This window comes from Streptomyces sp. NPDC031379, from assembly GCF_055569615.1.
The window spans coordinates 585,129-606,296 of sequence record NZ_JBVIIT010000001.1 but is presented as its reverse complement, the minus strand read 5'-3'; the positions used below and the strand labels follow the sequence as shown (position 1 = coordinate 606,296).

Genomic DNA, 21,168 nt, shown 5'->3' with positions numbered 1-21,168 from the left:
GGACAGGTGGGGCGCGAGGTGTGGTTTGGGGGGGGGGAGTATGAGGTGGGGCTAAAGTGTGTTGCCACGGGGGGGGGGGGGGGGCCCCTCCTCCCCCCCCCCCCCCGGGCCCCCCCCCCCCCCCCCCCCGGCACCGGCAGCGCTACTTGTCAACGGTGAAGTGCAGGGTGTCCTTCAGGAACGGGATCTCCAGCAACGGGTGGGGCTGGGCCATCAGCGACAGCAGCACGATCGCCAGGCCGAGCACTCCGTACGTGCTGATGTCCGTGAAGCGCGAGCGGACGGCGAGCATGCCGACGCGGGGCAGCGTCCAGCGCATGACCGCGCCGGCCAGCAGCGCGGCGCCGATCAGCAGGGTGCCGAAGCGGAACACGTCCAGCGCGGTCAGCAGCAGGCCGAGCCCGACCGCCGACAGCACGACCAGCAGGGGCCACTGCCGGGCGGGCGCCGGGGCGTCGCCGGGCGCGGCCCGGCCGCCGCCCTCGGGGCGCGCGGTGTCCTTGGTGCGCCATGCCCTTCTTCCGGCGGGGAACCCTCCGGACCCTCCGCGCGGGAAGCGGCGGAGGCTCCGCCGCCGGCCCCCCTCGGCGTCACGGGCGCCGGCCGCGGCGCGGACCGTCGGTCCCGTCTGCCCACGGGTGTCCTCAGCCGGCACTGCGCTCCGCCGCCTCGACCACGTTGACCAGCAGTTGCGCCCGGGTCATCGGGCCGACACCACCGGGGTTCGGGGAGATCCAGCCGGCCACCTCGAGCGCGTCCGGGTGGACGTCGCCGACGATCTTGCCCTCGGCGTTGCGGGAGACACCGACGTCCAGGACGGCCGCGCCCGGCTTGACGTCCTCGGCGCGGATCAGGTGCGGGAAGCCGGCCGCAGCGATGATGATGTCGGCCCGCTTCAGATGCGCGGACAGATCACGGGTGCCGGTGTGGCACTGGGTCACGGTGGCGTTCTCGCTGCGCCGGGTGAGCAGCAGCGGCATCGGGCGGCCGATGGTCACGCCACGGCCGACCACCACGACCTCGGCGCCCTTGATCTCCACGCCGTGGGCCCGCAGCAGGGTGAGGATGCCGTTGGGGGTGCAGGGCAGCGGCGCGGGCTCGTTCAGGACGAGCCGGCCGAGGTTCATCGGGTGCAGGCCGTCCGCGTCCTTGGCCGGGTCCATCAGCTCCAGGATGCGGTTCTCGTCGATGCCCTTCGGCAGCGGCAGCTGGACGATGTAGCCGGTGCAGGCCGGGTCCTCGTTCAGCTCGCGGACGACCGCCTCGATCTCCTCCTGCGTGGCCGTTGCGGGCAACTCGCGCTGGATGGAGGCGATTCCGACCTGCGCGCAGTCGCGGTGCTTGCCGGCGACGTACTTCTGGCTGCCGGGGTCGTCCCCGACCAGGATCGTGCCGAGGCCGGGCGTGACGCCCTTCTCCTTCAGCGCCGCCACGCGGGCGGTCAGATCGGACTTGATCGCGGCTGCGGTGGCCTTGCCATCGAGAATCTGGGCGGTCATGTCCCCATCCTCGCGGATGAACCGTCCCCGGTTCCAATCCGGGTGTCCGCACGCCTCGCCCCGCCTCTGTCACGAGGCGGTCCTGGATGTGCCATCTCATGATCAATGATGTTGCACTTGCACAACACCCGACGTTTCCGGCTGGACAAGTAAGAGTCCCCTAAAGAACGATGAGTACACAGTGCCGCGGGCAGTGCCGGGGGGACGGACCGCATCTGTAGAACTCTCCTCCGAACCGTGCCGCGCGTCGTCCCCGCACTTGAGCAACGGAGGAAGACCGCCATGAGCTTTGGCGACCCGAACAACCCGTACGGCCCGCCGCCGCCCCAGCCGCCCACCGGTCCCGGTTACGGCTACCCGCAGCAGCCCGGAATCCCGCCGCAGGGCTACCCCCAGCAGCCGGCGTACCCCGGCTACCCGGTCGCGAACATGATGCCGCAGACCATGCCCGGTCTGGTGACCACCGCGCGGGTCCTGCTCTACATCGTGGCCGCGACGCAGGTCATCGGCGGCATCTTCCTCCTGTTCGGCGCCGCGACGCTCAACGACGCCTCCAACGCCGGTGAGGACACCTTCGGCGACAACAGCTTCTCCGACATCGGCCACGACGGGGCCGGCATCATCCTCGTCCTCGCGCTGCTCGCCCTGGGACTCGCCGCGCTGTCGATCACGCTGGGCGTGAAGATGTCCCGTGGCGGTCAGGGCATCCGCATCACCACGATGGTCTACGGCATCCTGGGCGCCCTCGTCGGCGTCCTGGCCCTGATCGGCGCGGCCGACGCGAACTCCAGCGCCGCGCTGATCTGGGCGCTGCTGTGGATCGGCTTCGGCGGCATCATGGCGGCGGCGATGATCACCCCGTCCGGCGCGGCCTGGTTCAACCGCCCGCGCTACTGAGCGGCGACGACGGACGGCACATCCGACCGGGCCGTTCCCCCTTCCGGCAGGGGGAACGGCCCGGTCGCCGTTCGCGGACGCCGTCGGCCCGGCCGCTGACGACCGGACCGAGGGCACCGCGGACGCGGCTCAGTGGAAGAAGTGGCGCGTCCCCGTGAAGTACATCGTGACGCCCGCCTTCTTCGCGGCCTCCACGACCAGCTCGTCGCGGACCGAACCGCCCGGCTGGACGACGGCCTTGACGCCGGCCTCGGTGAGGATCTCCAGGCCGTCGGGGAAGGGGAAGAAGGCGTCGGAGGCGGCGTAGGAACCGCGCGCCCGCTCCTCGCCCGCCCGCTCCACCGCCAGCTTGGCGGAGTCGACGCGGTTGACCTGGCCCATGCCGACGCCGACGGAGGCGCCGTCCTTGGCGAGCAGGATCGCGTTGGACTTGACCGCGCGGCAGGCCTTCCAGGCGAAGGCCAGCCCGGCCAGCTCGTCCGCGGACAGCGCCTCACCGGTCGCCAGCGTCCAGTTGGCCGGGTCGTCGCCGTCGGCCTGGAGGCGGTCGGTGACCTGGAGCAGGGCGCCGCCGTCGATGGCCTTGACCTCGACCGGGTCGGCGGGCGCGGCCGGGGCCTTCAGGACGCGGATGTTCTTCTTCTTGGTGAGCGCCTCCAGAGCGCCCTCCTCGTAGTCCGGGGCCACGATGACCTCGGTGAAGATCTCGGCGACCTGCTCGGCCATCTCCTTGCTGACCGGGCGGTTGACGGCGATCACACCGCCGAACGCCGACAGCGGGTCGCAGGCGTGCGCCTTGCGGTGGGCCTCGGCGACGTCGGCGCCGACGGCGATGCCGCACGGGTTGGCGTGCTTGATGATCGCGACGGCCGGCTCGTCGTGGTCGTACGCGGCACGGCGGGCGGCGTCCGTGTCCGTGTAGTTGTTGTACGACATCTCCTTGCCGTGCAGCTGCTCGGCCTCGGCGAGGCCGGCACCCGTGCCGTCGACGTAGAGCGCGGCGGGCTGGTGCGGGTTCTCGCCGTAGCGCAGGGTGTTCTTGCGCTCCCAGGTGGCGCCGAGGAAGTCGGGGAACTGCGACTCGTCGACGGGGGCGTACTCGCTCGCGAACCAGCTCGCGACGGCCACGTCGTAGGCCGCCGTGTGCTGGAAGGCCTGGGCGGCGAACCGCTTGCGCAGCTCCAGCGTGAAGCCGCCCTCCTTGACCGCCTGGAGGACCGCGGAGTAGGCGCCGGGGTCGGTGACGACCGCGACGGACGGGTGGTTCTTGGCCGCCGCGCGGACCATCGAGGGGCCGCCGATGTCGATCTGCTCCACGCACTCGTCGGGCGAGGCGCCGGAGGCGACGGTCTCCCGGAACGGGTAGAGGTTGACGACGACCAGGTCGAACGGCTCCACGCCCAGCTCGGCGAGCTGCTCGCGGTGGCTGTCGAGACGCAGGTCGGCGAGGATGCCCGCGTGCACCTTCGGGTGCAGCGTCTTCACCCGGCCGTCCAGGCACTCGGGGAAGCCGGTCAGGTCCTCGACCTTGGTGACGGGGACGCCGGCGGCGGCGATCCGGCCGGCCGTGGACCCGGTGGAGACCAGCTCCACACCGGCCTCGTGCAGCCCGCGCGCGAGGTCCTCGAGACCGGTCTTGTCGTAGACGCTGACGAGCGCGCGACGGATGGCCCGCTTGTTGCTCTCGGCGGTCACTGGATAACTACCTTTCGTCCCTCAATGCGATAGCCGTTGCGGGCGAGCCGCCCCACGACCTCGACGAGCAGCCTTCGCTCGACTTCCTTGATGCGCTCGTGCAGCGCGCTCTCGTCGTCCTCGTCCCGGATCTCGACCACGCCCTGGGCGATGATCGGCCCGGTGTCGACGCCGTCGTCGACGAAGTGGACGGTGCAGCCGGTGACCCTGGCGCCGTACGCGAGCGCGTCACGCACCCCGTGGGCCCCCGGAAAGCTGGGCAGCAGCGCCGGGTGGGTGTTCACGAACCGCCCGCCGAAGCGGGCGAGGAACTCCTTGCCGACGATCTTCATGAAACCGGCGGAGACCACGAGGTCCGGCTCGTACGCGGCCACCGCCTCGGCGAGGGCGACGTCCCACTCCTCGCGGGTGCCGTGGTCCTTGACCTTCCGCACGAAGGTCGGCAGCCCGGCCCGCTCGGCGCGGGCGAGCCCCTCGATGCCGTCGCGGTCGGCCCCGACGGCGACGATCCGGGCGCCGTACGACTCGGCTCCGGTGCGCTCGATCTCGTCCAGGAGCGCCTGCAGGTTGGTACCGGATCCGGAGACCAGCACGACGAGGCGCTTGACCGCTGGGCCGGCGGGGGTGGCGGCCACGATGGGGCCCTTTCTCGGGGTGGCGATGTGTCCAGCCGGCGCCTTGTACCTTCGCACGAATGCTTCGCATCTCCCGATACGGGGAAGTCTACGAAGCGGCCGACCGTCAGCAACGATACCGGCACTGCGGACAGCCCCCACGGGACGGGGGCGTGGCCGGAAGGTAGCGTTCGCAGGGAATCGAGAAGGGGCAGCCTCGGGAACGCGGTCGTCGTGCGGTGCGTTCACGGGGTGGAAGCTCACGCCGGACAGCCGTAGCCATCTAGGGGAAGACGCTCTTTTGATGCCCGATCGCAGCCTGCGACTCCTCACGTTCCCGCCGCCCCCGGCCCAGGGAGGCGAGCGTGGCGCCGTGCTGCTGCGGGAGCGGCCGGCCTCGCCGCCCGAGGCACCCCGGGGCGGGCGGGACGGCGACGGTCGGGGCGGCGAGCAGCAGGACGACAATCCGTTCGCGCCGCCGCCGGAAGGCACCCCGGACCGCCCCTGGCAGCCCCGCCACCCCGAGGGATCCTCCGGCCACAGCTCCGGTTCCGGTTCCGGCCACGGTCCGGGCTCCGGCCCGGGGGGCGGGTCCCCCTGGGGCAGCCAGTGGAGCGACCGCCAGCCCGGCCGCGCCCCCGGCGGGTTCGGCGAGCGGCCCGGCGGCGGTCCCCAGCAGCCCGGCGGACCGGCCGGCCCCGGCATGCGCTGGGACCCGACCGACCCCGCCCAGCGGCGCGCGCGGTACGCCCTGCTGTCGGGCATGTGGGCGGTCTTCTTCGTCTTGTTCAGCTGGCCGTACGTGGCCCTGCTGCTGGGCGCGCTGGCCCTGTACTGGGGCATCAGCGCGCTGCGCGCCAAGCCGCGCACCCCGGACCCGGACACTCCGGCCGGCCCGGCCGCCCCGGCGCCCCCCGGTGGCCGGCCGCAGACGACGGCGGCCATCGGCGGCCTGGTCACGGCGTCCCTGGCGCTGGTTCTGGTCGCCTCGACCTTCACCGTCCAGCTGGTCTACCGCGACTACTACACCTGCGTCGACGACGCCCTCACCCACGAGGCCAAGCAGTCCTGCGAGAGCCTCCTGCCGAAGGAGCTGCGGGGCGTGCTGGGCGTGGGGAACGACTGACATCACGCTCGGGACCGGTCGGCGGCGCCGCGAGACGACCGGCGGCACGGCTCAGGGGCTCGGCTCCGGGTCCGCGGGGCCGGTCCGGGGCGCAGGCGGTGGTGTGCCGGGGGCGTGAGGCGGGTCCTCCGGGGCCGACGGCTGCCGCAACGGCCCGCCGGAGGCGTCACGGGAGGCGGCGGCCTCTCTCAGGGCCGCCCAGCGGGAGGCACGCGCGAGTTCGTCGTGCCAGTCGGGGGTGAACGGGTCGTCGGCCGGCAGGATCTCGTACGGCTCGTCCTCGGCGGCGCCGGACAAGGCGGGTACGACGCCCGGCCGGCCGGATGCCTTTTCCTTGGGGGCCCTGGACTTGGGGGCCTTGGGCTCGCGGACCTCGGAGTGGGTGCCGTCCTTCGGCTTGCTGCCGTCTTTCGGCTCGGGGGCGTCCTCCGACTCGGTCGCGTCCTCCGGCTTGCTGCCGTCTTTCGGCTCGGTCGCGTCCTCCGGCTCGGCGGTCTCGTCCTTGGACCTGCCTGCGCCGTCGGTCTTCGTCGCCGGCTCCTCGGCCTCCCCGGAGCCCGTCTGCGGTTCCTCTCCCTGCCCTGAGGTCGGCGCGGGCCCCGTCCCCTGCCCCGGTCCCGTCCCCTGCCCGGGCGCGTTCCCTTGTGCCGGCGCCTCCCCCTGTCCGGGGGCCTTCCCATGCGCCGGTGACTTCGCCTGCGCCGGTGACTTCGCCTGTGCCCGCTCCTGCGGCGCGCCCTTCGCCGGGGCCGCACCCGCGTCCGCCCCTGCCACCGCCCTCGCCGGCTCCGTGCCCTGAGCCGGAACCGTGCCGGGCCGGGTCCGCCGTCTCCGCAGCCGCCATGCCCGTACGACCAGCGCCACCGGCATCCCGAACACCGCCGTCCAGGCCCCTGCCGCACCCCCGGTCCGCCACCCCACCGGGCCGAAGCGGGTCAGTGCGGCCACGCCCAGCGGGCCGCCCGCCAGCTCGGCGAGCAGGCCCAGGAACGCCGCGCAGACCACCGCCGTCAGCAGGACCGAACCGGCGGTGCGGCCGGCCGACCAGGGGACCCGTGCCGCCTCCCCGGGTTGCCGCCGCGGCACGGCCGCCCGCGCCACGAACCACCCCGCCGTCATTCCGGCCGCCACCGGCACCAGGACCGCCGCCCAGTTCGGCTGTGTCCCGGCGCCCGCGTCCGGCACCGCCGCCAGCAGCGGGAACGGCGGCAGCAGCGGGGCCGGATCGGAGGCGAGCGGGTGCACCAGGTGCCCGGCGCCCAGGACGAACCCGGGGCCGAGGGCGTAGGACGCGGCCCACACCGCCGCGTTGGGGATGAGCGCGAAGCCCAGCAGCAGCACGGCGAGCCGTCCCGTCCAGCCCTCCGTCAGCTGCAGGAAGGACGCCCGCGCCGCGTCGCCGTGCCACACCAGCGACACCCCGAGCAGCAGCGCCCCGCCCCCGAAGAGCACCGCCGTCGCGGCACCGGCGGCCCGTACGGCCCCGGCCAGCAGCGCTCGTGCCCCCGCCGACCACACCAGCCGCCGCACCGGCCCCGGCAGCATCTTCAGCGCGGCCCCCTGGGCGCTCGGCTCCGCTCGAGCGGGAAGCGGCCGGCCTCCCGGGCGGCGGTGCGCCGACCAGGTCCCGACGCCCGCCCCGGCCGACGCGACGAGCGGCAGACACCCCGTCACCCAGGTCCACACGGGACGCAGTTCGCCGCTGGAGCAGTACATCGCGGCCGCGCCGCCGACGCCGAGGTAGCCGAGGACCACCCCCGTCCACACCGTGAGCGCCGGCACCGGCGGCGGCCCGTCGGGATCGGCGGAGACGTCCGACGCGTCGCGCGCCGCCCGGTACAGCAGCCACACCGGCATCGCGAGCAGCAGCAGCGGGGTCACGCCCACCGGCAGGGGCGCGCCGGACAGCGTCTCGGTGCGGACCAGTTGCACCCCGTGCCCCAGCAGCCACAACGCGGCCGCGACGTGCAGTGCGCCGCCCGGCCCGCTGTCGGGGTACGGCGAGCTGACCCACATCCCCAGGACGATCACGGCGAGCGAACCGAGGCCGAGCCCGGCCGCGACCGCACCACCGAGGAGGCTTGCGGCCAGCCCGGGCGAGCGGTCTCGCATCCGGGCCAGCAGAGGCGACGACGGCGGTCGGTGAGCGGTCATCTGGGTCACGGACTCCATGCTCCCAACGACACGCGCTTTCCCGTCGTAACAGGCGAACCTCCGAAGTGTCGCTCAATATACGTTTATGTTCTTTTTCGTACGAAAGGGTGCATGGTGATGACGCAGAGTTCTGCCACCTCGCTGCCACTGCCGAAGGAACGCCGACGCCTGCGCGTGTCCCACTCGCTGACGCAGACTCAGCTCGCCGCACGGCTCGGCGTCAGCCGCGCCACGGTGCGCGCGTGGGAGTCCGGCCGCCGCATCCCCGACGGAGGCGCCGGCGCGGCGTACACCCGGCTGCTGACCACGCTCGCCCGGCCGACGGCCGGTCAGGAACCGCCGGGGAAGGCCTGCCGCCCCGGACACGCTCCCGCGCCGGGCCCGCCCGAGCCGCTGACGCCCGCTCAGGCATTCGACGCCCTCTACGCGTTCTGCGCCCCCGCCCTCGTACGGCAGACCTATCTGCTCACCGGGCGCCGGGAGCTGGCCCGCGAGGTCGTGGAGCAGGCCTTCCAGCTGGCCTGGCAGCGCTGGCCCGAGGTGGCCCAGGACCGGGACCCGGCCGGGTGGGTGCGGGCGATGGCGTACGACTGCGCGCTCTCCCCCTGGCACCGGTTCCGTCCCCGGTACCGGCACCCCGAGCCTCCACCGGCCGACCCGGCCGACCGTGCCCTGTTGCATGCCCTGCTCGAGCTGCCGCCGGCGTACCGGCGCACCCTCGTCCTCTACGACGGGGTGGGCCTCGACCTGCCGGAGACCGCTGCGGAGACGGAGGCCAGCACACCGGCGGCCGCCAGCCGGCTGACGCACGCCCGCCAGGTCGTGGCCGCGCAGATCCCGGCGCTGGCCGACCCCGCCGTGCTGCACCGGCGCCTGGCCGAACTGGCCTCCTCGGAGCGACTGCTCGCCGGCAGGCCGACGGTGGTGCGCACCTGCGGCGAACGCCGGAACGTGTTCTGGACCCGTGCGGCCATCGCCTTCACGGTCGCGATCATCGGCTCGACGGCACTGACGCTGCGGACGGCGCCGACGCACTACGAGCCGCCGATCGCTCCGGCGCGGGCGGTACAGGGGGTTCCGCCGCCCGCCGCCATGGGCCCGCTGTCGAGGGCGGAACAGTCGCTGCGGGCGAAGCTGCACAAAGAGGCGGCGAACGGTCCGGAGCGGCTGGTGCCGGAGCTGCGGTGAACGCACGCCGATGGGCCCGCCCCAGCCAGGGGAGCGGGCCCATCGACGGTCGATCAGGAAGCTCAGGCGGAGAGGATCTCCCGAGCCAGCTTGGCGGTCTCGGTCGGGGTCTTGCCGACCTTGACGCCCGCGGCCTCGAGGGCCTCCTTCTTCGCCTGGGCCGTGCCGGAGGAGCCGGAGACGATGGCACCCGCGTGGCCCATCGTCTTGCCCTCGGGCGCGGTGAAGCCCGCGACGTAGCCGACGACCGGCTTGGTCACGTTGTCCTTGATGAAGGCCGCGGCCCGCTCCTCCGCGTCGCCACCGATCTCACCGATCATCACGATCAGGTCGGTCTCGGGGTCGTTCTGGAACGCGGCGAGGGCGTCGATGTGCGTGGTGCCGATGATCGGGTCGCCACCGATGCCGACGGCCGTCGAGAAGCCGATGTCACGCAGCTCGTACATCATCTGGTACGTCAGCGTGCCGGACTTCGAGACCAGGCCGATGCGGCCCGGCTTGGTGATGTCGCCCGGGATGATGCCGACGTTCGACTGGCCCGGGGTGATGATGCCGGGGCAGTTCGGGCCGATGATGCGGGTCTTGTTGCCCTTCTTGCCGGCGTGCGCCCAGAAGGCGGCCGTGTCGTGCACGGCGATGCCCTCGGTGATCACGACGGCCAGCGGGATCTCGGCGTCGATGGCCTCGACGACCGCGTCCTTGGTGAACTTCTCCGGCACGAAGATGACGGAGACGTTGGCGCCGGTCTTCTCGATGGCCTCGGCGACGGTGCCGAAGACCGGTACCTCGTTGCCGTCGAAGTCCACGGAGGTGCCCGCCTTGCGCGGGTTCACGCCGCCCACGACGTGGGTGCCGTCACCGAGCATGAGCTTGGTGTGCTTCATGCCGGTGGAGCCGGTCATGCCCTGGACGATGACCTTGCTGTCCTTGTTGAGCCAGATAGCCATGGTGTGTTGGTGTCCTCGTCCTGAGTGCTTACTTGGCGGCGTGGGCCAGCTCGGCGGCCTTGTCCGCCGCGCCGTCCATGGTGTCGACGCGCTGCACCAGCGGGTGGTTGGCGTCGGTGAGGATCTGCCGGCCCAGCTCGGCGTTGTTGCCGTCGAGACGGACGACCAGCGGCTTGCTGACGTTCTCGCCGCGGTCCTCCAGGAGCTTCAGGGCCTGGACGATGCCGTTGGCGACCTCGTCACAGGCGGTGATGCCACCGAAGACGTTGACGAAGACCGACTTGACGTCGGGGTCGCCGAGGATGATCTCCAGGCCGTTCGCCATGACCTGGGCGGAGGCGCCGCCGCCGATGTCCAGGAAGTTGGCGGGCTTGACGCCACCGTGGTTCTCGCCGGCGTAGGCGACGACGTCCAGGGTGCTCATGACGAGACCCGCGCCGTTGCCGATGATGCCGACCTCGCCCTCGAGCTTGACGTAGTTGAGGCCCTTCGCCTTGGCAGCGGCCTCGAGCGGGTTGGCCGCGTCCTTGTCGTGGAGTTCCTCGTACTCGGGGTGGCGGAACTCGGCGTTCTCGTCGAGCGACACCTTGCCGTCGAGGGCGATGACCTCACCGGAGGCGACCTTGGCCAGCGGGTTGACCTCGACGAGGAGGGCGTCCGACTTGATGAAGGTGTCCCACAGCTTGATCAGGACGTTCGCGACCTTGTCCGCGACCTCGGCCGGGAACTTGGCGGCCGCGACGATCTCGCGGGCCTTGGCCTCGTCCACGCCGTCGATGGCGTCGATCGCGATCTTGGCGACGGCCTCCGGACGGGTGGCCGCCACCTCCTCGATCTCCATGCCGCCCTCGACCGAGGCGATGGAGAGGAAGGTGCGGTTGGCACGGTCGAGGAGGAAGGAGACGTAGTACTCCTCGACGATCTCCGGAGCGGTCTCGGCGATCATGACCTTGTGGACCGTGTGGCCCTTGATGTCCATGCCGAGAATGTCCGTCGCACGGGCGACGGCCTCGTCCGCGGAGGCGGCCAGCTTGACGCCACCGGCCTTGCCGCGACCACCGACCTTCACCTGCGCCTTGACGACGGACTTGCCGCCCAGCCGCTCGGTGATCTCGCGCGCCGCCTCAGGCGTGTCGATGACTTCACCGGCCAGCACCGGTACATCGTGCTTGGCGAAGAGGTCCCTCGCCTGGTACTCGAACAGGTCCACGCGCTTCCGTCCCTATCAGTGATCTCGCGGTTCGTTGGATGCGTGGGCGTGCCGCGAAGGGCAACGTGACGTCCGCATGGGTCACAGGGGAAGCGCACACGGTGTCCGAGCGCGCGGCATGTCCGTCTCGCAGGTTATCGCCGCTTGCGCGGGCTCCCTAAATCGAGGGTCACACATGAGCGGTGATACCTGTCACATGATGCCGGGATTACTGGCACGGCGTGCCGACATATGGGTGACGTAGGGGCGATGTGCGAGGCCTCACCGGGCTGGGGTTGACCCGGTGAGGCCTCTGGACGGGCCCCTGGGGGGCCCGGGGCGGTTGATCCCCACCCCAATGGGGACCACCCGCCCCTTCCCGCGGGGGTCCGGCCGGACGCGCCGACGGCGTTCGGCCGTCCGGGTCCGTTCGCCCCCGCGGAGCCGGTGGCGGGCCCTCAGGCCCGCTGCGTTCCCTGGGCGTACGTCACGTACCCCGGAAGGTCCTGGGCGTAGCCCGGAAGATCCTGGGCGTGGCCCGAAAGGTCCTGGGCGTAGCCCGGGACGACGGACCGGGCGGCTCCCTGCGCTCCGGCGACCGCATGCCCGGCCAGCGGGCCGCCGGTGGCCTGCGCGGTCCCGCCGAGGTCCTGCGCGAGCGTCCCGGCCTGCCGCGTGAGCGGCCCGGTCTCGTCGGCGAGCCCGCCCGCGTAGTGCCGCGCGTCGCCGGTCACGCCGTACGCCAGCCCGCTCGCGCTGCCGCCGACACCGTCCACGACCGGCCGCACGGTCCCGGTGACCGTGTCCAGGACCGGCTGCACGGTGCCGGTGACTCCGGTGGCGAACGACGGCACCTGCCCGGCCACGCCCTCCGCGAACGCATCGGTCCTCCCGGTCACGCCGTGGGCCAGCGGCGGTACGGCGCCCACGACACCGTCCGCGAAGGGCCGCACGTCACCGACGACGCCGTACGCGAGCGTCCCCGCGTCCGCCACGGCCTGCCCGGCGACCGGCACGACACCGTGCACGGCCGTACCGGCGACGGGCGGCAGCACGGCGTGCACGGCGTCGGGGGCCACCTGCCCGGCCAGGCCGGTGGCGTAGGTCCGCGCGTCGGCGAGGGCGCCGGTGGCGACCCCGTGCACGCCCGCCACCGCATGCCCGGCCACCGGCAGGGCGCCGTCCACGGCGGCGGACGCCACCGGCGGGACGACCACGCCGGCCGTCTCGTCGACGACCGGCGTGACCGTGCCCGGCACGGTGCGCACCGTGCCGACGAGCCGCTCCTCGACGCCGGCGGCCGTGCCGGTGACGTGCGCGGGCACGCCGGCGACAGTGGCCTGCGCGGCCCCGGTCGCCCGGGCCGCCTCACCGTGCGCGAGGCCCGCCGCACCGGCGGTCCGGCCCTGCGCCCCGGCCACGGTCTGCTGTGCCGTCGTGCGCGCGGCACCCTGGATGCCCCCGGCCCGCCGGTGCGCGGCCGACTGGGTGGCCCGCAGCCTCGTCTGGGCGGCGGCCAGGGCCTCCTCCACCTCCGGGGCGAAGGAGGAGAGGGGGCCGAAGAGGTAGTCGATCTGGTCCTGGGCGGCGGACGCGGCGAGGTGGGCGGCCGGCTGGACCGCCTCGACGGCCCGGGCGGCCCTTGCCGTGGTCCCGCCGGCGAGTCCGTCGCCGGCCGCCCGCGTGTGCTGCGCGGTCCCCTCGGCCCGGGACTGGGCGGTCCGGGCCGCGCGGGCGCCGTGGATGGCCTGGCCGCCCCGGATCTTCGCGGCGGCCGGGGTCTTCGCCTCGGCGTGGTGGCGGGCCTGGCCGGCCGTGCCGGTGACGGTGCCGCCCTGCTGCCGGGCCTCGGCCGCCGGGTCCGAGACGGCCGGGACGGTCGAGGCGGCCGACGCGGCCGTCCCGGTCAGGCCGGAGACGGTGTCATGGACGTCGGTGAGGGTGCCGTCGACGGTGTCGGTCAGGCCGGAGACCGTGTCGGTGACGATGCCGAGGCCGGCGCCGCTGTCGGCGTCCGGTACGGAGAGCGCCGGGGTGGACAGCTCGTCGGCGCTGGCCACGGCCGAGCCGAGCGCCCATGCGCCGGTGACACCGGCGGCTATCACGATGGAGCGGCGGATGTTCTTGTTCATGCGTGCGTCAAGTCCTTCGGAGAACGGCTAGGGGGTTTCCGTCCGGGACGCGCCGGAGAGGCCGGCGGTCCGGCGGAGCGGGCAGACCTGTTCCGCCCCCGCGCGACAGGTCTGTGGCGGGGAGGTCGGCCCTGTGGCCTAGCCGGGGAAGACGGGGATGTCCCGGTGCCGTTCCCGGGTCCTCGGCGCGTCGACGCGCGCGGCGGTGCCGGGCAGCAGCCGCAGGGGCGCCCGGCCGTCGGGGGTGACGGCGTGCGCGTCACCGTGACGGGACGCGGTGCCGTCGGCCGCCTGCTTGCCGAGGACGCCGTCGGGGTCTCCGGTGGGCGCGGGCTGCTCGGGGGACTCGAAGGGTGCGGTGGTGTGACGGGTGGTCCGGTCCGCCGGGACCTGAGGCACGGCCGGGGGCTCGAGGCCCGGTCCGTACGCCGTGGCCGACGGCCGTGCGGGTACGTGGGTACGCGCCTCGGTGCGGGCCTGGCCGGCCTTGCCGTCCGCCGCCGGTGCCGTGCTGCCGTTCCGGTGCGGCCGGGGCTCCGGCGTGGACGGCGCGGGCAGCGGATGCACGGGCGGCTGCTCGGAGACTCCGGGGAGTTCCGGCAGAGGAACGGAGGGCACGGAAGGTGCGGACGGCACGGAGGGCGTGGCGGGCACGGAGGGCGTGGCGGGCACGGAGGGCGTGGCGGGCACGGGGGGCGTGGCGGGCAGGTTCTGCACCGCGGCCCGCGTGTCCTCGACCGTGTCGGACGCCGTTCGTGCCACGCCCCGGACGGGGGTGACGACCCGTTGGGTGACCGTGCGCACGGTGCGCGCCGCGTCCTCGTGTCCGGCCGGCTGGCTCACCGGACCCGCCGGCGTGCCCTCGGCCGCGTGTGCCTGCTCCCCGCACAGGAACCCGACCATGAACAGTCCGCCGACCAGCAGGGCGAGGTGCAGCGCACGCCGCCCGGCCGCCGTACGCAGTACGCGCACAGCGGTACCGAACAGAGCGGCAGGCAAGGTCAAGAGACGGAGCTTCCTCGGGTCGGCACGGGAGGCGTCGATCCTCGCACGGCCTGCCCGAGGTAGCGCAAGCCCCCTGTTACCGATGGGTAGTCATGTCCCTGTTCCTGCCTCTTTCCTGCCCGGCGTCACACGGTGTCCGGTATCGGCAGGGGCCGCTTCTCGAGTGCCGCCGCCATCACCGCCGGGAAGAGGTCGGGCGTGCAGGCGAAGACGGGTGCGCCGAGCGCGGCGAGCGCCGCCGCGTGTTCCCGGTCGTACGCGGGCGCTCCTTCGTCCGACAGGGCGAGCAGTGCCACGAACTGCACTCCGGACGCCTTCATCGCCGCCACCCGCTTGAGCATCTCGTCACGGATGCCGCCCTCGTAGAGGTCGCTGATCAGCACGACCACGGTCTCGGCGGGCCGGGTGATCTGCGACTGGCAGTAGGCGAGCGCCCGGTTGATGTCCGTACCGCCGCCGAGCTGGGTGCCGAAGAGCACGTCGACCGGATCGTCCAGCTGGTCGGTGAGGTCGACCACCGCCGTGTCGAACACGACCAGCCGGGTGCTGATCGACCGCATGGAGGCGAGGACCGCCCCGAACACGGACGCGTAGACCACGGACGCGGCCATCGACCCGGACTGGTCGATGCAGAGGACGACCTCCTTCTTCACGGACCGCGCGGCCCGCCCGTACCCGATGAGCCGTTCCGGTACGACCGCGCGGTGCTCGGGCAGGTAGTGCTTGAGGTTGGCCGCGACGGTGCGGTTCCAGTCGATGTCGTGGTGGCGGGGCCGGCTGATGCGGGCGCTGCGGTCCAGGGCGCCGGTGAGGGTGGCGCGGGTGCGGGTCGCGAGCCGCTTCTCCAGGTCCTCGACCACCTTGCGGACGACCGCGCGTGCCGTCTCCCTGGTCGTCTCCGGCATCGCCTTGTTGAGCGAGAGCAGGGTGCCGACCAGATGCACGTCGGCCTCGACCGCCTCCAGCATCTCCGGCTCCAGCAGCAGGGAGGAGAGCCCGAGCCGGTCGATGGCGTCGCGCTGCATGACCTGGACGACGGAGGACGGGAAGTAGGTGCGGATGTCTCCGAGCCAGCGCGCCACGGACGGCGCCGAGGCGCCGAGCCCGGCCGAACGGTCCCGCCCCGGCTGCGGTTTGTCCCCCTTGCCGTAGAGCGCGGCCAGTGTGCCGTCCATCGCCGCGTCCCGGCCGGACAGCGCGCATCCGGTGCCGTCGGCCTGGTCGCCGCCGAGCACCAGCCGCCAGCGCCGCAGCCGTTCCCGGGCCGGGTCGTGCGCGTCCGTCAGTGGTGCTTCCGTGGTCATGTGCCCACTCCCGCAAGGCTGATGTCGTCGGTGGTCTCGTGCTCGGCCGCCAGGCCCAGCAGCAGCCGCAGCACCGGCAGCACGGCGTCGGCCCGTTCGGTGTCCGGTTCGGCGCCGAAGCCGGGAGTCGTGGTCCCCCGGCCGTCGCGTGCCGCGCGTTCTCCCGGTCCGCGCCGGACCAGTTCGCCGAGGGTTCTGCGCACCCCCGGCTCGTAGGCCGAGAACGTGCGCCGCAGCAACGGCAGGACGTCGGTGAACGCCTCCGCCGGCACCCGGGTCAGCCAGGCGTCGACCAGGCCGAGCAGCCGTTCGTCGTGCACCAGCAGCAGGCCGCCCCCGCCGCCGACGAAGCCCTCGATCCAGGCGGCCGCGTCGGCCGGCGGTGTCCCCGGCGACAACGCGAGCCCCATCAGCCGCGCCGCCTCCTCGGCATCCAGCTCCCCCTCGTCCAGCAGCAACCGCACGGCCCGGCCCCGAACGACACCGGGGACGGTGTCCCGCAGCGACAACTTCCGCAGAACCCCCCGCCAACGCCCTCGCAGTCCACCCCGCCCCGCACCGGAGTCCCCGGCCTCGCCGTGTGCGGGGGCCGGGGCGCCGGGCTCGGCGTGTGCGGGGGCGGAGACGCCCGGCTCGCTGTGTGCGGGGGCCGGGGTGCCGGGCTCGGCGTGTGCGGGGGCGGAGACGCTGACTTCACCGTGGCCCGAGGCCGAGGCGCCGGCATCACCGTGGCCCGGGGCCGAGGCGTCGGCCTCACCACGTCCGGGGGCCCGGGCGCCAGCCTCACCCTGTGCGGTGGCTGAGGCTGAGGCGCTGACCTCGCCGTGGCCCGGGGTCGGGGTGCCGGCCTCACCATGTCCGGGGGCCCGGGCGCCAGCCTCACCCTGTGCGGTGGCTGAGGCTGAGGCGCTGACCTCGCCGTGGCCCGGGGCCGAGGCGCCGGCCTCACCGCGTCCGGGGGCGGGGACGCCGGCCTCGCCGTGGCCCATGGCGGAGGCGCTGGTCAGGGTTTCCGACAGCAGTCCCACCGCCGTGTGCACGGCGTCCACGTGCCCGCGCATCTCCTGCGCCGCGTCCGTGTCGAGACCGGCGCAGGCCGGGGGCAGGCCGACGAAGATCCGCTCGGCGAGGCCCGCCGCGACCTCGGTCAGCGCGCCGGTGTCGGTGCCGCGCACGTCGCCGTAGCGCAGGGAGCGGACCAGTGCGGGCAGGGCCTGCGCGAGGTGGCCGACGTCCGTGTCGAGGGCCGCCCGATCGGCGAGCACCCGCATGACCACGGGCAGGGCGTCCGGCAGCCCGGCCAGCAGGCACCGCTCGGCGAGCGCGGTGACCTCGGCCAGGGCGCGCGCGGCGGTCGCGTCCGTCTCGGCCTTGGCCTGCGCCGCGGCGAGCACGGTCGTCCCCCACACGCCCGCCTCGGCGACCCGTACCGACAGCTCCGGCTCCCACCGCAGCCGCCAGGTCTCCCGGAAGGTGCCCGTACTCCCCCGGGATTCGGCCGGCTCGCCCCAGTGGACGCCGAGCAGCCGCAGCCGGTGCAGCAGCCTGCTGCGGCCCGCGTCGGTGTCACCGCGCAGGTCCAGTTCCAGCTCCCGCTCCAGCGCCTCCGGTTTGAGCCGCAGCGAGCGCTGCTGCCGGGCGAGGTCGCGTTGCAGCGGCACCGCGGGAGCCGCCTCCGGAACCTCACCCAGGACGTCCCCGACCACCAGCCGGTCGTGCACCAGCGCCAGCGGCACGTCCGAGCCGTCGCACATCACCGCGCGCACCGCGTCGGTGGTCTCGCCCAGGCCGGGCAGCGGGCGGCCGCGCATCGCCGCCAGGGTGTCGGCGAGCCGTACGGCCTCGATGACGTGCGCGGAGGAGACGATCCGGTCCTCCTCGCGCAGCAGCCCGGCCACCTTGGTCAGCCAGCGCTCGACCGGCCGGTCCGGGGCCCGGAACAAGTGCCCGTACCAGCCCGGTGAGTCGATGCCCGCGCCGTATCCACTGGACCGGGCCAGCCGGCGATGCGTCCACGGCACCCAGGTCAGGTCCACCTTGGCCTTGGCCAGCCCCTTGAGCAGCGCCCTGTCGGCGGCGACGGTGGTCTTCTCGCGCAGCGCCGGCACATGCCAGGCCCCGCACACCACGGCCACCGCGTCCCCGAACTCCTTGCGGGCGTCGCGCAGCCGGAGCCGCATGTGCGCCTCCCGCACGGCGTCCCTGGAGTCTCCGCCGACGCCGAACCGTTCGCGCAGCGCCCCCATGGCCTCGGCCAGCGCGGCGAACGGAGCGAAAGGATCGTGCTCGCCCGGACCCCGGTGCTCGACGACGTCCTCCCACCAGCGCTCGGGATCGTCGTACCCGGCGGCCTCCGCGAGCGCACCGAGCGGATCGACACGAACCCGGCTCCGGGCGGCGGGGTACCCCGCCGTCTCCTCCCCCGCGAGTTCCTTCTCCTCCCACGCGAGTGTGTGCGTGGCCGGCAGGTCGATGAAGCGGGCCGGGACTCCGTGCTCCAGGGCCCAGCGGACGGCCACCCATTCGGGACTGAACTCGGCGAACGGCCAGAAGGCCGAACGGCCGGGCTCGTCCACGGCGTGGGCGAGCAGGGCGACCGGGGGCCGCAGTTCCGGGTCGGCGGCCAGCGGGATCAGCGCGTCGGCCTCGGGCGGACCCTCGATCAGGACGACGGCGGGGCGGGCGGCATCCAGCGCGGCCCGCACCGCGCGCGCGGACCCGGGCCCGTGATGCCGCACACCGAGCAGCAGCGGACCGAAGGCGTGGACCGCGCTCCGGCCGGAACCGGTCATACGCTCACCTCGCGGCAGGCGCGGTAGAAGTCCGTCCAGCCCTCGCGCTCGCGGACGACGGTCTCCAGGTACTCCTGCCAGACCACCCGGTCGGCCGCCGGATCGCGGACGACGGCGCCGAGGACGCCGGCGGCGACATCGCCCGGCCGCAGCACCCCGTCACCGAAGTGTGCGGCGAGTGCGAGGCCGTTGGTCACGACGGAGATCGCCTCGGCCGTGGACAGCGTGCCACTGGGCGACTTCACCTTCGTACGTCCGTCGGCCGTGACGCCGTCCCGCAGCTCGCGGAAGACGGTCACGACCCGGCGGATCTCCTCGATGCCGTCGGGCGTGGCCGGCAGGTCGAGGGAGCGGCCGAGCTGCTCGACGCGGCGCGTGACGATGTCGACCTCGGCGTCGGGGCTCTCCGGCAGGGGCAGCACCACGGTGTTGAAGCGGCGGCGCAGCGCGCTGGAGAGGTCGTTGACGCCCCGGTCGCGGTCGTTGGCGGTGGCGATGAGGTTGAAGCCGCGGACCGCCTGCACCTCCTCGCCCAGCTCCGGAACGGGCAGGGTCTTCTCGGACAGGATCGTGATCAGCGAGTCCTGCACATCGGCCGGGATGCGGGTCAGCTCCTCCACACGGGCCGTCATCCCCTCGGCCATGGCGCGCATGACGGGGCTGGGGACGAGGGCGTCCCGGCTCGGTCCGTGCGCGAGCAGCCGCGCGTAGTTCCAGCCGTACCGGATCGCCTCCTCCGGGGTGCCGGCGGTGCCCTGCACGAGCAGGGTCGAGTCACCGCTGACGGCGGCCGCCAGATGCTCCGACACCCAGGTCTTGGCGGTGCCGGGCACGCCGAGCAGGAGCAGGGCGCGGTCGGTGGCGAGCGTGGTGACGGCGACCTCGACGAGCCGGCGCGGGCCCACGTACTTGGGTGTGATCAGCGTGCCGTCCGGCAGGGTGCCGCCGAGCAGGTACGTCGCCACCGCCCACGGTGACAGCCTCCAGCGGGCCGGGCGGGGGCGGTCGTCCTGCGCCGCGAGCGCGGCGAGTTCGGCGGCGAAGGCGTGCTCGGCGTGCGGCCGCAACGCCTGGGCGCTCTCCTCGCGGTTCGGTTCGGCGGTCGTCGTTTGCACGGACACAGACATGGCTGAGGCCCCCTCCAGCTCGGCCGGTTCGGATCTGGCATCCACCGTGCACCACGCCACTGACAATCGCTCTGACCTGCACGGACACGCTCGCCGGGGCGATTGTCAGTGGGGGGACCTACCGTCGTCGGCATGACTGAGCAGGGGGTGCGCTGGACCGCGGACCAGGTGCTGGCACTGGCGCCTGACGCCGCGTCACGCAAGGCCGGAAGCAAACTCGGCACGGCCGGGCCGTGGTCCGAGGCGGGCAGCGGAGAGGGGGCGCTATGGGGGCTGTGCAAGGGCAGTGGCAGCAGGCCCTACCAGACGGTGGTGGACCTCGCCGACGCGGCCGGGCCGGCGTACAAGTGCAGCTGCCCGAGCCGTAAGTTCCCGTGCAAGCACGCCCTCGGTCTGCTCCTGCTGTGGGCGGGCGACGACGGCTTCGTACCGGCGTCCGCGCAGCCGCCGGGCTGGGCCGAGCAGTGGCTGTCGGGCAGACGCCGGCGCGCCGAGACCAAGCGGACGGCGGTCGAAGGGGGTTCCGCGACCGGGTCCGCCGATCCGGAGGCGGCTCGGCGCCGGGCCGAGCGCCGCGCCGAGCGGGTCACGGCGGGCGCCACAGAGCTGGAGCAGCGCCTGGCCGACCTGCTGCGCGGCGGCCTGGCCGCGGCCGAGCAGGCGGGGTACGGCCTGTGGGACGAGACGGCGGCCCGCATGGTCGACGCGCAGGCTCCCGGACTGGCGGCCCGGGTGAGGGAGTTGGGGGCGATCCCGGCATCGGGGGCGGGCTGGCCGGCCCGGCTGCTGGAGGAGTGCGCGCTGCTGCACCTGCTCGACCAGGGCTGGCTGCGCCGCGACCGGCTGCCGGACGCGCTCGCGGCCACCGTCCGCTCCCGGCTCGGCCTGCCCGCGTCGGCGGACGGCCCGCCCGTGCGCGACCGCTGGCTGGTCCTCGCCCAGTACGACACGGTGGACCCGAAGCTGACGACGCGCCGGATATGGCTGCACGGTGCCGTGTCGGGCCACACTCGGCTGCTCCTCTCCTACGGTGCGGCCGGCCGGGCGCCCGAGCAGGCCCTGCCGGTCGGCCTGGCCCTCGATGCGGAGCTGTCCGCCTACCCGGGTGCCGGTCGGTCCCGGGCCGCCCTGGGCGAGTTGTTCGCCCCGCCCGCACCGGCCGCGTTCCGGCCCCCGGGCGTGACCACGGCCGAGGCGGCGGCAGCGTACGGCGAGGCCCTGCGCGACGACCCCTGGCTGGAGTCGGTCCCGGTGACCCTGGACCGGGTGGTACCGGTCCCGGACGGCGACCTGTGGCAGCTGGCCGACGCCGACACGGACTCGGCCCTGCCGCTGTCCCGGGCCGCCCGGTCCCGTCCCGGCCTGTGGCGCCTGGTCGCCCTGTCCGGCGGCGCTCCCGTCACGGTCTTCGGCGAGTGCGGCCACCGTGGCTTCACCCCGCTCACGGCCTGGCCGGAGGGTGCGGGCGAGGCGGTGACGCTGTGCTGACCCGGCCGCCC

Annotated in this window: 16 protein-coding genes; 4 read left to right on the top strand and 12 right to left on the bottom strand. The window is 74.0% G+C overall.

The genetic code is table 11. The features are described 5' to 3' along the window. Positions 1 to 142 precede the first annotated feature (142 nt). Positions 143 to 655 (bottom strand): DUF3017 domain-containing protein, encoded by a 513-nt coding sequence (locus ACZ5CW_RS02800; protein ID WP_468597723.1) that lies wholly within the window; start codon positions 653 to 655, stop codon positions 143 to 145. After that, a complete protein-coding gene (locus ACZ5CW_RS02795; RefSeq protein WP_468597721.1) occupies positions 645 to 1,499 on the bottom strand; it encodes a bifunctional methylenetetrahydrofolate dehydrogenase/methenyltetrahydrofolate cyclohydrolase in 855 nt (284 codons plus the stop codon). Before ACZ5CW_RS02795 ends, ACZ5CW_RS02800 begins: the two co-directional genes overlap by 11 nt. A gap of 282 nt (positions 1,500 to 1,781) precedes the next feature. On the opposite strand from ACZ5CW_RS02795, the gene ACZ5CW_RS02790 reads away from it, so the two are divergent. Continuing rightward, the gene (locus ACZ5CW_RS02790) at positions 1,782 to 2,396 is read left to right on the top strand and encodes a hypothetical protein (protein ID WP_468597719.1); all 615 of its coding nucleotides are present in this window, start codon (positions 1,782 to 1,784) and stop codon (positions 2,394 to 2,396) included. 129 nt (positions 2,397 to 2,525) lie between these two features. Here the strand turns inward: ACZ5CW_RS02790 and purH are convergent, their stop codons facing one another. Both purH and purN read right to left on the bottom strand, forming a co-directional pair. Further along, the gene (gene purH, locus ACZ5CW_RS02785; RefSeq protein WP_468597717.1) at positions 2,526 to 4,091 is read right to left on the bottom strand and encodes a bifunctional phosphoribosylaminoimidazolecarboxamide formyltransferase/IMP cyclohydrolase; all 1,566 of its coding nucleotides are present in this window, start codon (positions 4,089 to 4,091) and stop codon (positions 2,526 to 2,528) included. Next, positions 4,088 to 4,726: a phosphoribosylglycinamide formyltransferase gene (purN, locus tag ACZ5CW_RS02780; RefSeq protein ID WP_468597716.1), complete on the bottom strand. Its 639-nt coding sequence runs from the start codon at positions 4,724 to 4,726 to the stop codon at positions 4,088 to 4,090. The genes purH and purN overlap by 4 nt, the downstream gene beginning before the upstream one ends. A 283-nt stretch (positions 4,727 to 5,009) precedes the next feature. Between purN and ACZ5CW_RS02775 the strand changes: the two genes are divergently transcribed. Beyond that, on the top strand, positions 5,010 to 5,831 hold the full coding sequence (locus ACZ5CW_RS02775) for a hypothetical protein (protein WP_468597714.1): 822 nt from the start codon (positions 5,010 to 5,012) through the stop codon (positions 5,829 to 5,831). A gap of 51 nt (positions 5,832 to 5,882) precedes the next feature. Here the strand turns inward: ACZ5CW_RS02775 and ACZ5CW_RS02770 are convergent, their stop codons facing one another. Further along, entirely contained in the window at positions 5,883 to 8,003 is a 2,121-nt protein-coding gene (locus ACZ5CW_RS02770; RefSeq protein WP_468597712.1) for a cell division protein PerM, read from the bottom strand. 99 nt (positions 8,004 to 8,102) lie between these two features. On the opposite strand from ACZ5CW_RS02770, the gene ACZ5CW_RS02765 reads away from it, so the two are divergent. Continuing rightward, positions 8,103 to 9,173 (top strand): sigma factor-like helix-turn-helix DNA-binding protein, encoded by a 1,071-nt coding sequence (locus ACZ5CW_RS02765; protein ID WP_468597711.1) that lies wholly within the window; start codon positions 8,103 to 8,105, stop codon positions 9,171 to 9,173. 62 nt (positions 9,174 to 9,235) lie between these two features. Here ACZ5CW_RS02765 and sucD read toward each other — a convergent pair whose 3' ends face one another. The 7 genes from sucD to ACZ5CW_RS02730 form a co-directional block, all read right to left on the bottom strand. Continuing rightward, positions 9,236 to 10,120 (bottom strand): succinate--CoA ligase subunit alpha, encoded by an 885-nt coding sequence (sucD, locus tag ACZ5CW_RS02760; RefSeq protein WP_468597709.1) that lies wholly within the window; start codon positions 10,118 to 10,120, stop codon positions 9,236 to 9,238. 28 nt (positions 10,121 to 10,148) lie between these two features. Then, on the bottom strand, positions 10,149 to 11,330 hold the full coding sequence (sucC, locus tag ACZ5CW_RS02755) for an ADP-forming succinate--CoA ligase subunit beta (protein ID WP_468597708.1): 1,182 nt from the start codon (positions 11,328 to 11,330) through the stop codon (positions 10,149 to 10,151). Between the two features lie 437 nt (positions 11,331 to 11,767). Next, on the bottom strand, positions 11,768 to 13,441 hold the full coding sequence (locus ACZ5CW_RS02750) for a proline dehydrogenase family protein (protein ID WP_468597706.1): 1,674 nt from the start codon (positions 13,439 to 13,441) through the stop codon (positions 11,768 to 11,770). A 138-nt stretch (positions 13,442 to 13,579) separates the two neighbouring features. Beyond that, the gene (locus ACZ5CW_RS02745) at positions 13,580 to 14,413 is read right to left on the bottom strand and encodes a hypothetical protein (RefSeq protein WP_468597705.1); all 834 of its coding nucleotides are present in this window, start codon (positions 14,411 to 14,413) and stop codon (positions 13,580 to 13,582) included. 158 nt (positions 14,414 to 14,571) lie between these two features. Further along, positions 14,572 to 15,750 (bottom strand): VWA domain-containing protein, encoded by a 1,179-nt coding sequence (locus ACZ5CW_RS02740; RefSeq protein ID WP_468597704.1) that lies wholly within the window; start codon positions 15,748 to 15,750, stop codon positions 14,572 to 14,574. Then, positions 15,747 to 18,542, bottom strand: a complete 2,796-nt coding sequence (locus ACZ5CW_RS02735; RefSeq protein ID WP_468597703.1) for a DUF5682 family protein — start codon at positions 18,540 to 18,542, stop codon at positions 15,747 to 15,749. The genes ACZ5CW_RS02740 and ACZ5CW_RS02735 overlap by 4 nt, the downstream gene beginning before the upstream one ends. Next, positions 18,539 to 19,669, bottom strand: coding sequence for an ATP-binding protein (locus ACZ5CW_RS02730; protein ID WP_468597701.1), 1,131 nt, complete (start codon positions 19,667 to 19,669; stop codon positions 18,539 to 18,541). Before ACZ5CW_RS02730 ends, ACZ5CW_RS02735 begins: the two co-directional genes overlap by 4 nt. 132 nt (positions 19,670 to 19,801) lie before the next feature. Here ACZ5CW_RS02730 and ACZ5CW_RS02725 point away from each other — a divergent pair, with 132 nt between their 5' ends. Further along, the gene (locus ACZ5CW_RS02725) at positions 19,802 to 21,157 is read left to right on the top strand and encodes an SWIM zinc finger family protein (RefSeq protein WP_468597699.1); all 1,356 of its coding nucleotides are present in this window, start codon (positions 19,802 to 19,804) and stop codon (positions 21,155 to 21,157) included. The last annotated feature ends 11 nt before the right edge of the window (positions 21,158 to 21,168 follow it).

Coding starts and splice junctions, on each gene's coding strand:
- ACZ5CW_RS02795 (WP_468597721.1), bottom strand. CDS start 1,499: ATGACCGCCCAGATTCTCGATGGCAAGGCCACCGCAGCCGCGATCAAG.
- ACZ5CW_RS02790 (WP_468597719.1), top strand. CDS start 1,782: ATGAGCTTTGGCGACCCGAACAACCCGTACGGCCCGCCGCCGCCCCAG.
- ACZ5CW_RS02775 (WP_468597714.1), top strand. CDS start 5,010: ATGCCCGATCGCAGCCTGCGACTCCTCACGTTCCCGCCGCCCCCGGCC.
- ACZ5CW_RS02770 (WP_468597712.1), bottom strand. CDS start 8,003: ATGGAGTCCGTGACCCAGATGACCGCTCACCGACCGCCGTCGTCGCCT.
- ACZ5CW_RS02765 (WP_468597711.1), top strand. CDS start 8,103: ATGACGCAGAGTTCTGCCACCTCGCTGCCACTGCCGAAGGAACGCCGA.
- sucD (WP_468597709.1), bottom strand. CDS start 10,120: ATGGCTATCTGGCTCAACAAGGACAGCAAGGTCATCGTCCAGGGCATG.
- ACZ5CW_RS02750 (WP_468597706.1), bottom strand. CDS start 13,441: ATGAACAAGAACATCCGCCGCTCCATCGTGATAGCCGCCGGTGTCACC.
- ACZ5CW_RS02740 (WP_468597704.1), bottom strand. CDS start 15,750: ATGACCACGGAAGCACCACTGACGGACGCGCACGACCCGGCCCGGGAA.
- ACZ5CW_RS02735 (WP_468597703.1), bottom strand. CDS start 18,542: ATGACCGGTTCCGGCCGGAGCGCGGTCCACGCCTTCGGTCCGCTGCTG.
- ACZ5CW_RS02730 (WP_468597701.1), bottom strand. CDS start 19,669: ATGTCTGTGTCCGTGCAAACGACGACCGCCGAACCGAACCGCGAGGAG.
- ACZ5CW_RS02725 (WP_468597699.1), top strand. CDS start 19,802: ATGACTGAGCAGGGGGTGCGCTGGACCGCGGACCAGGTGCTGGCACTG.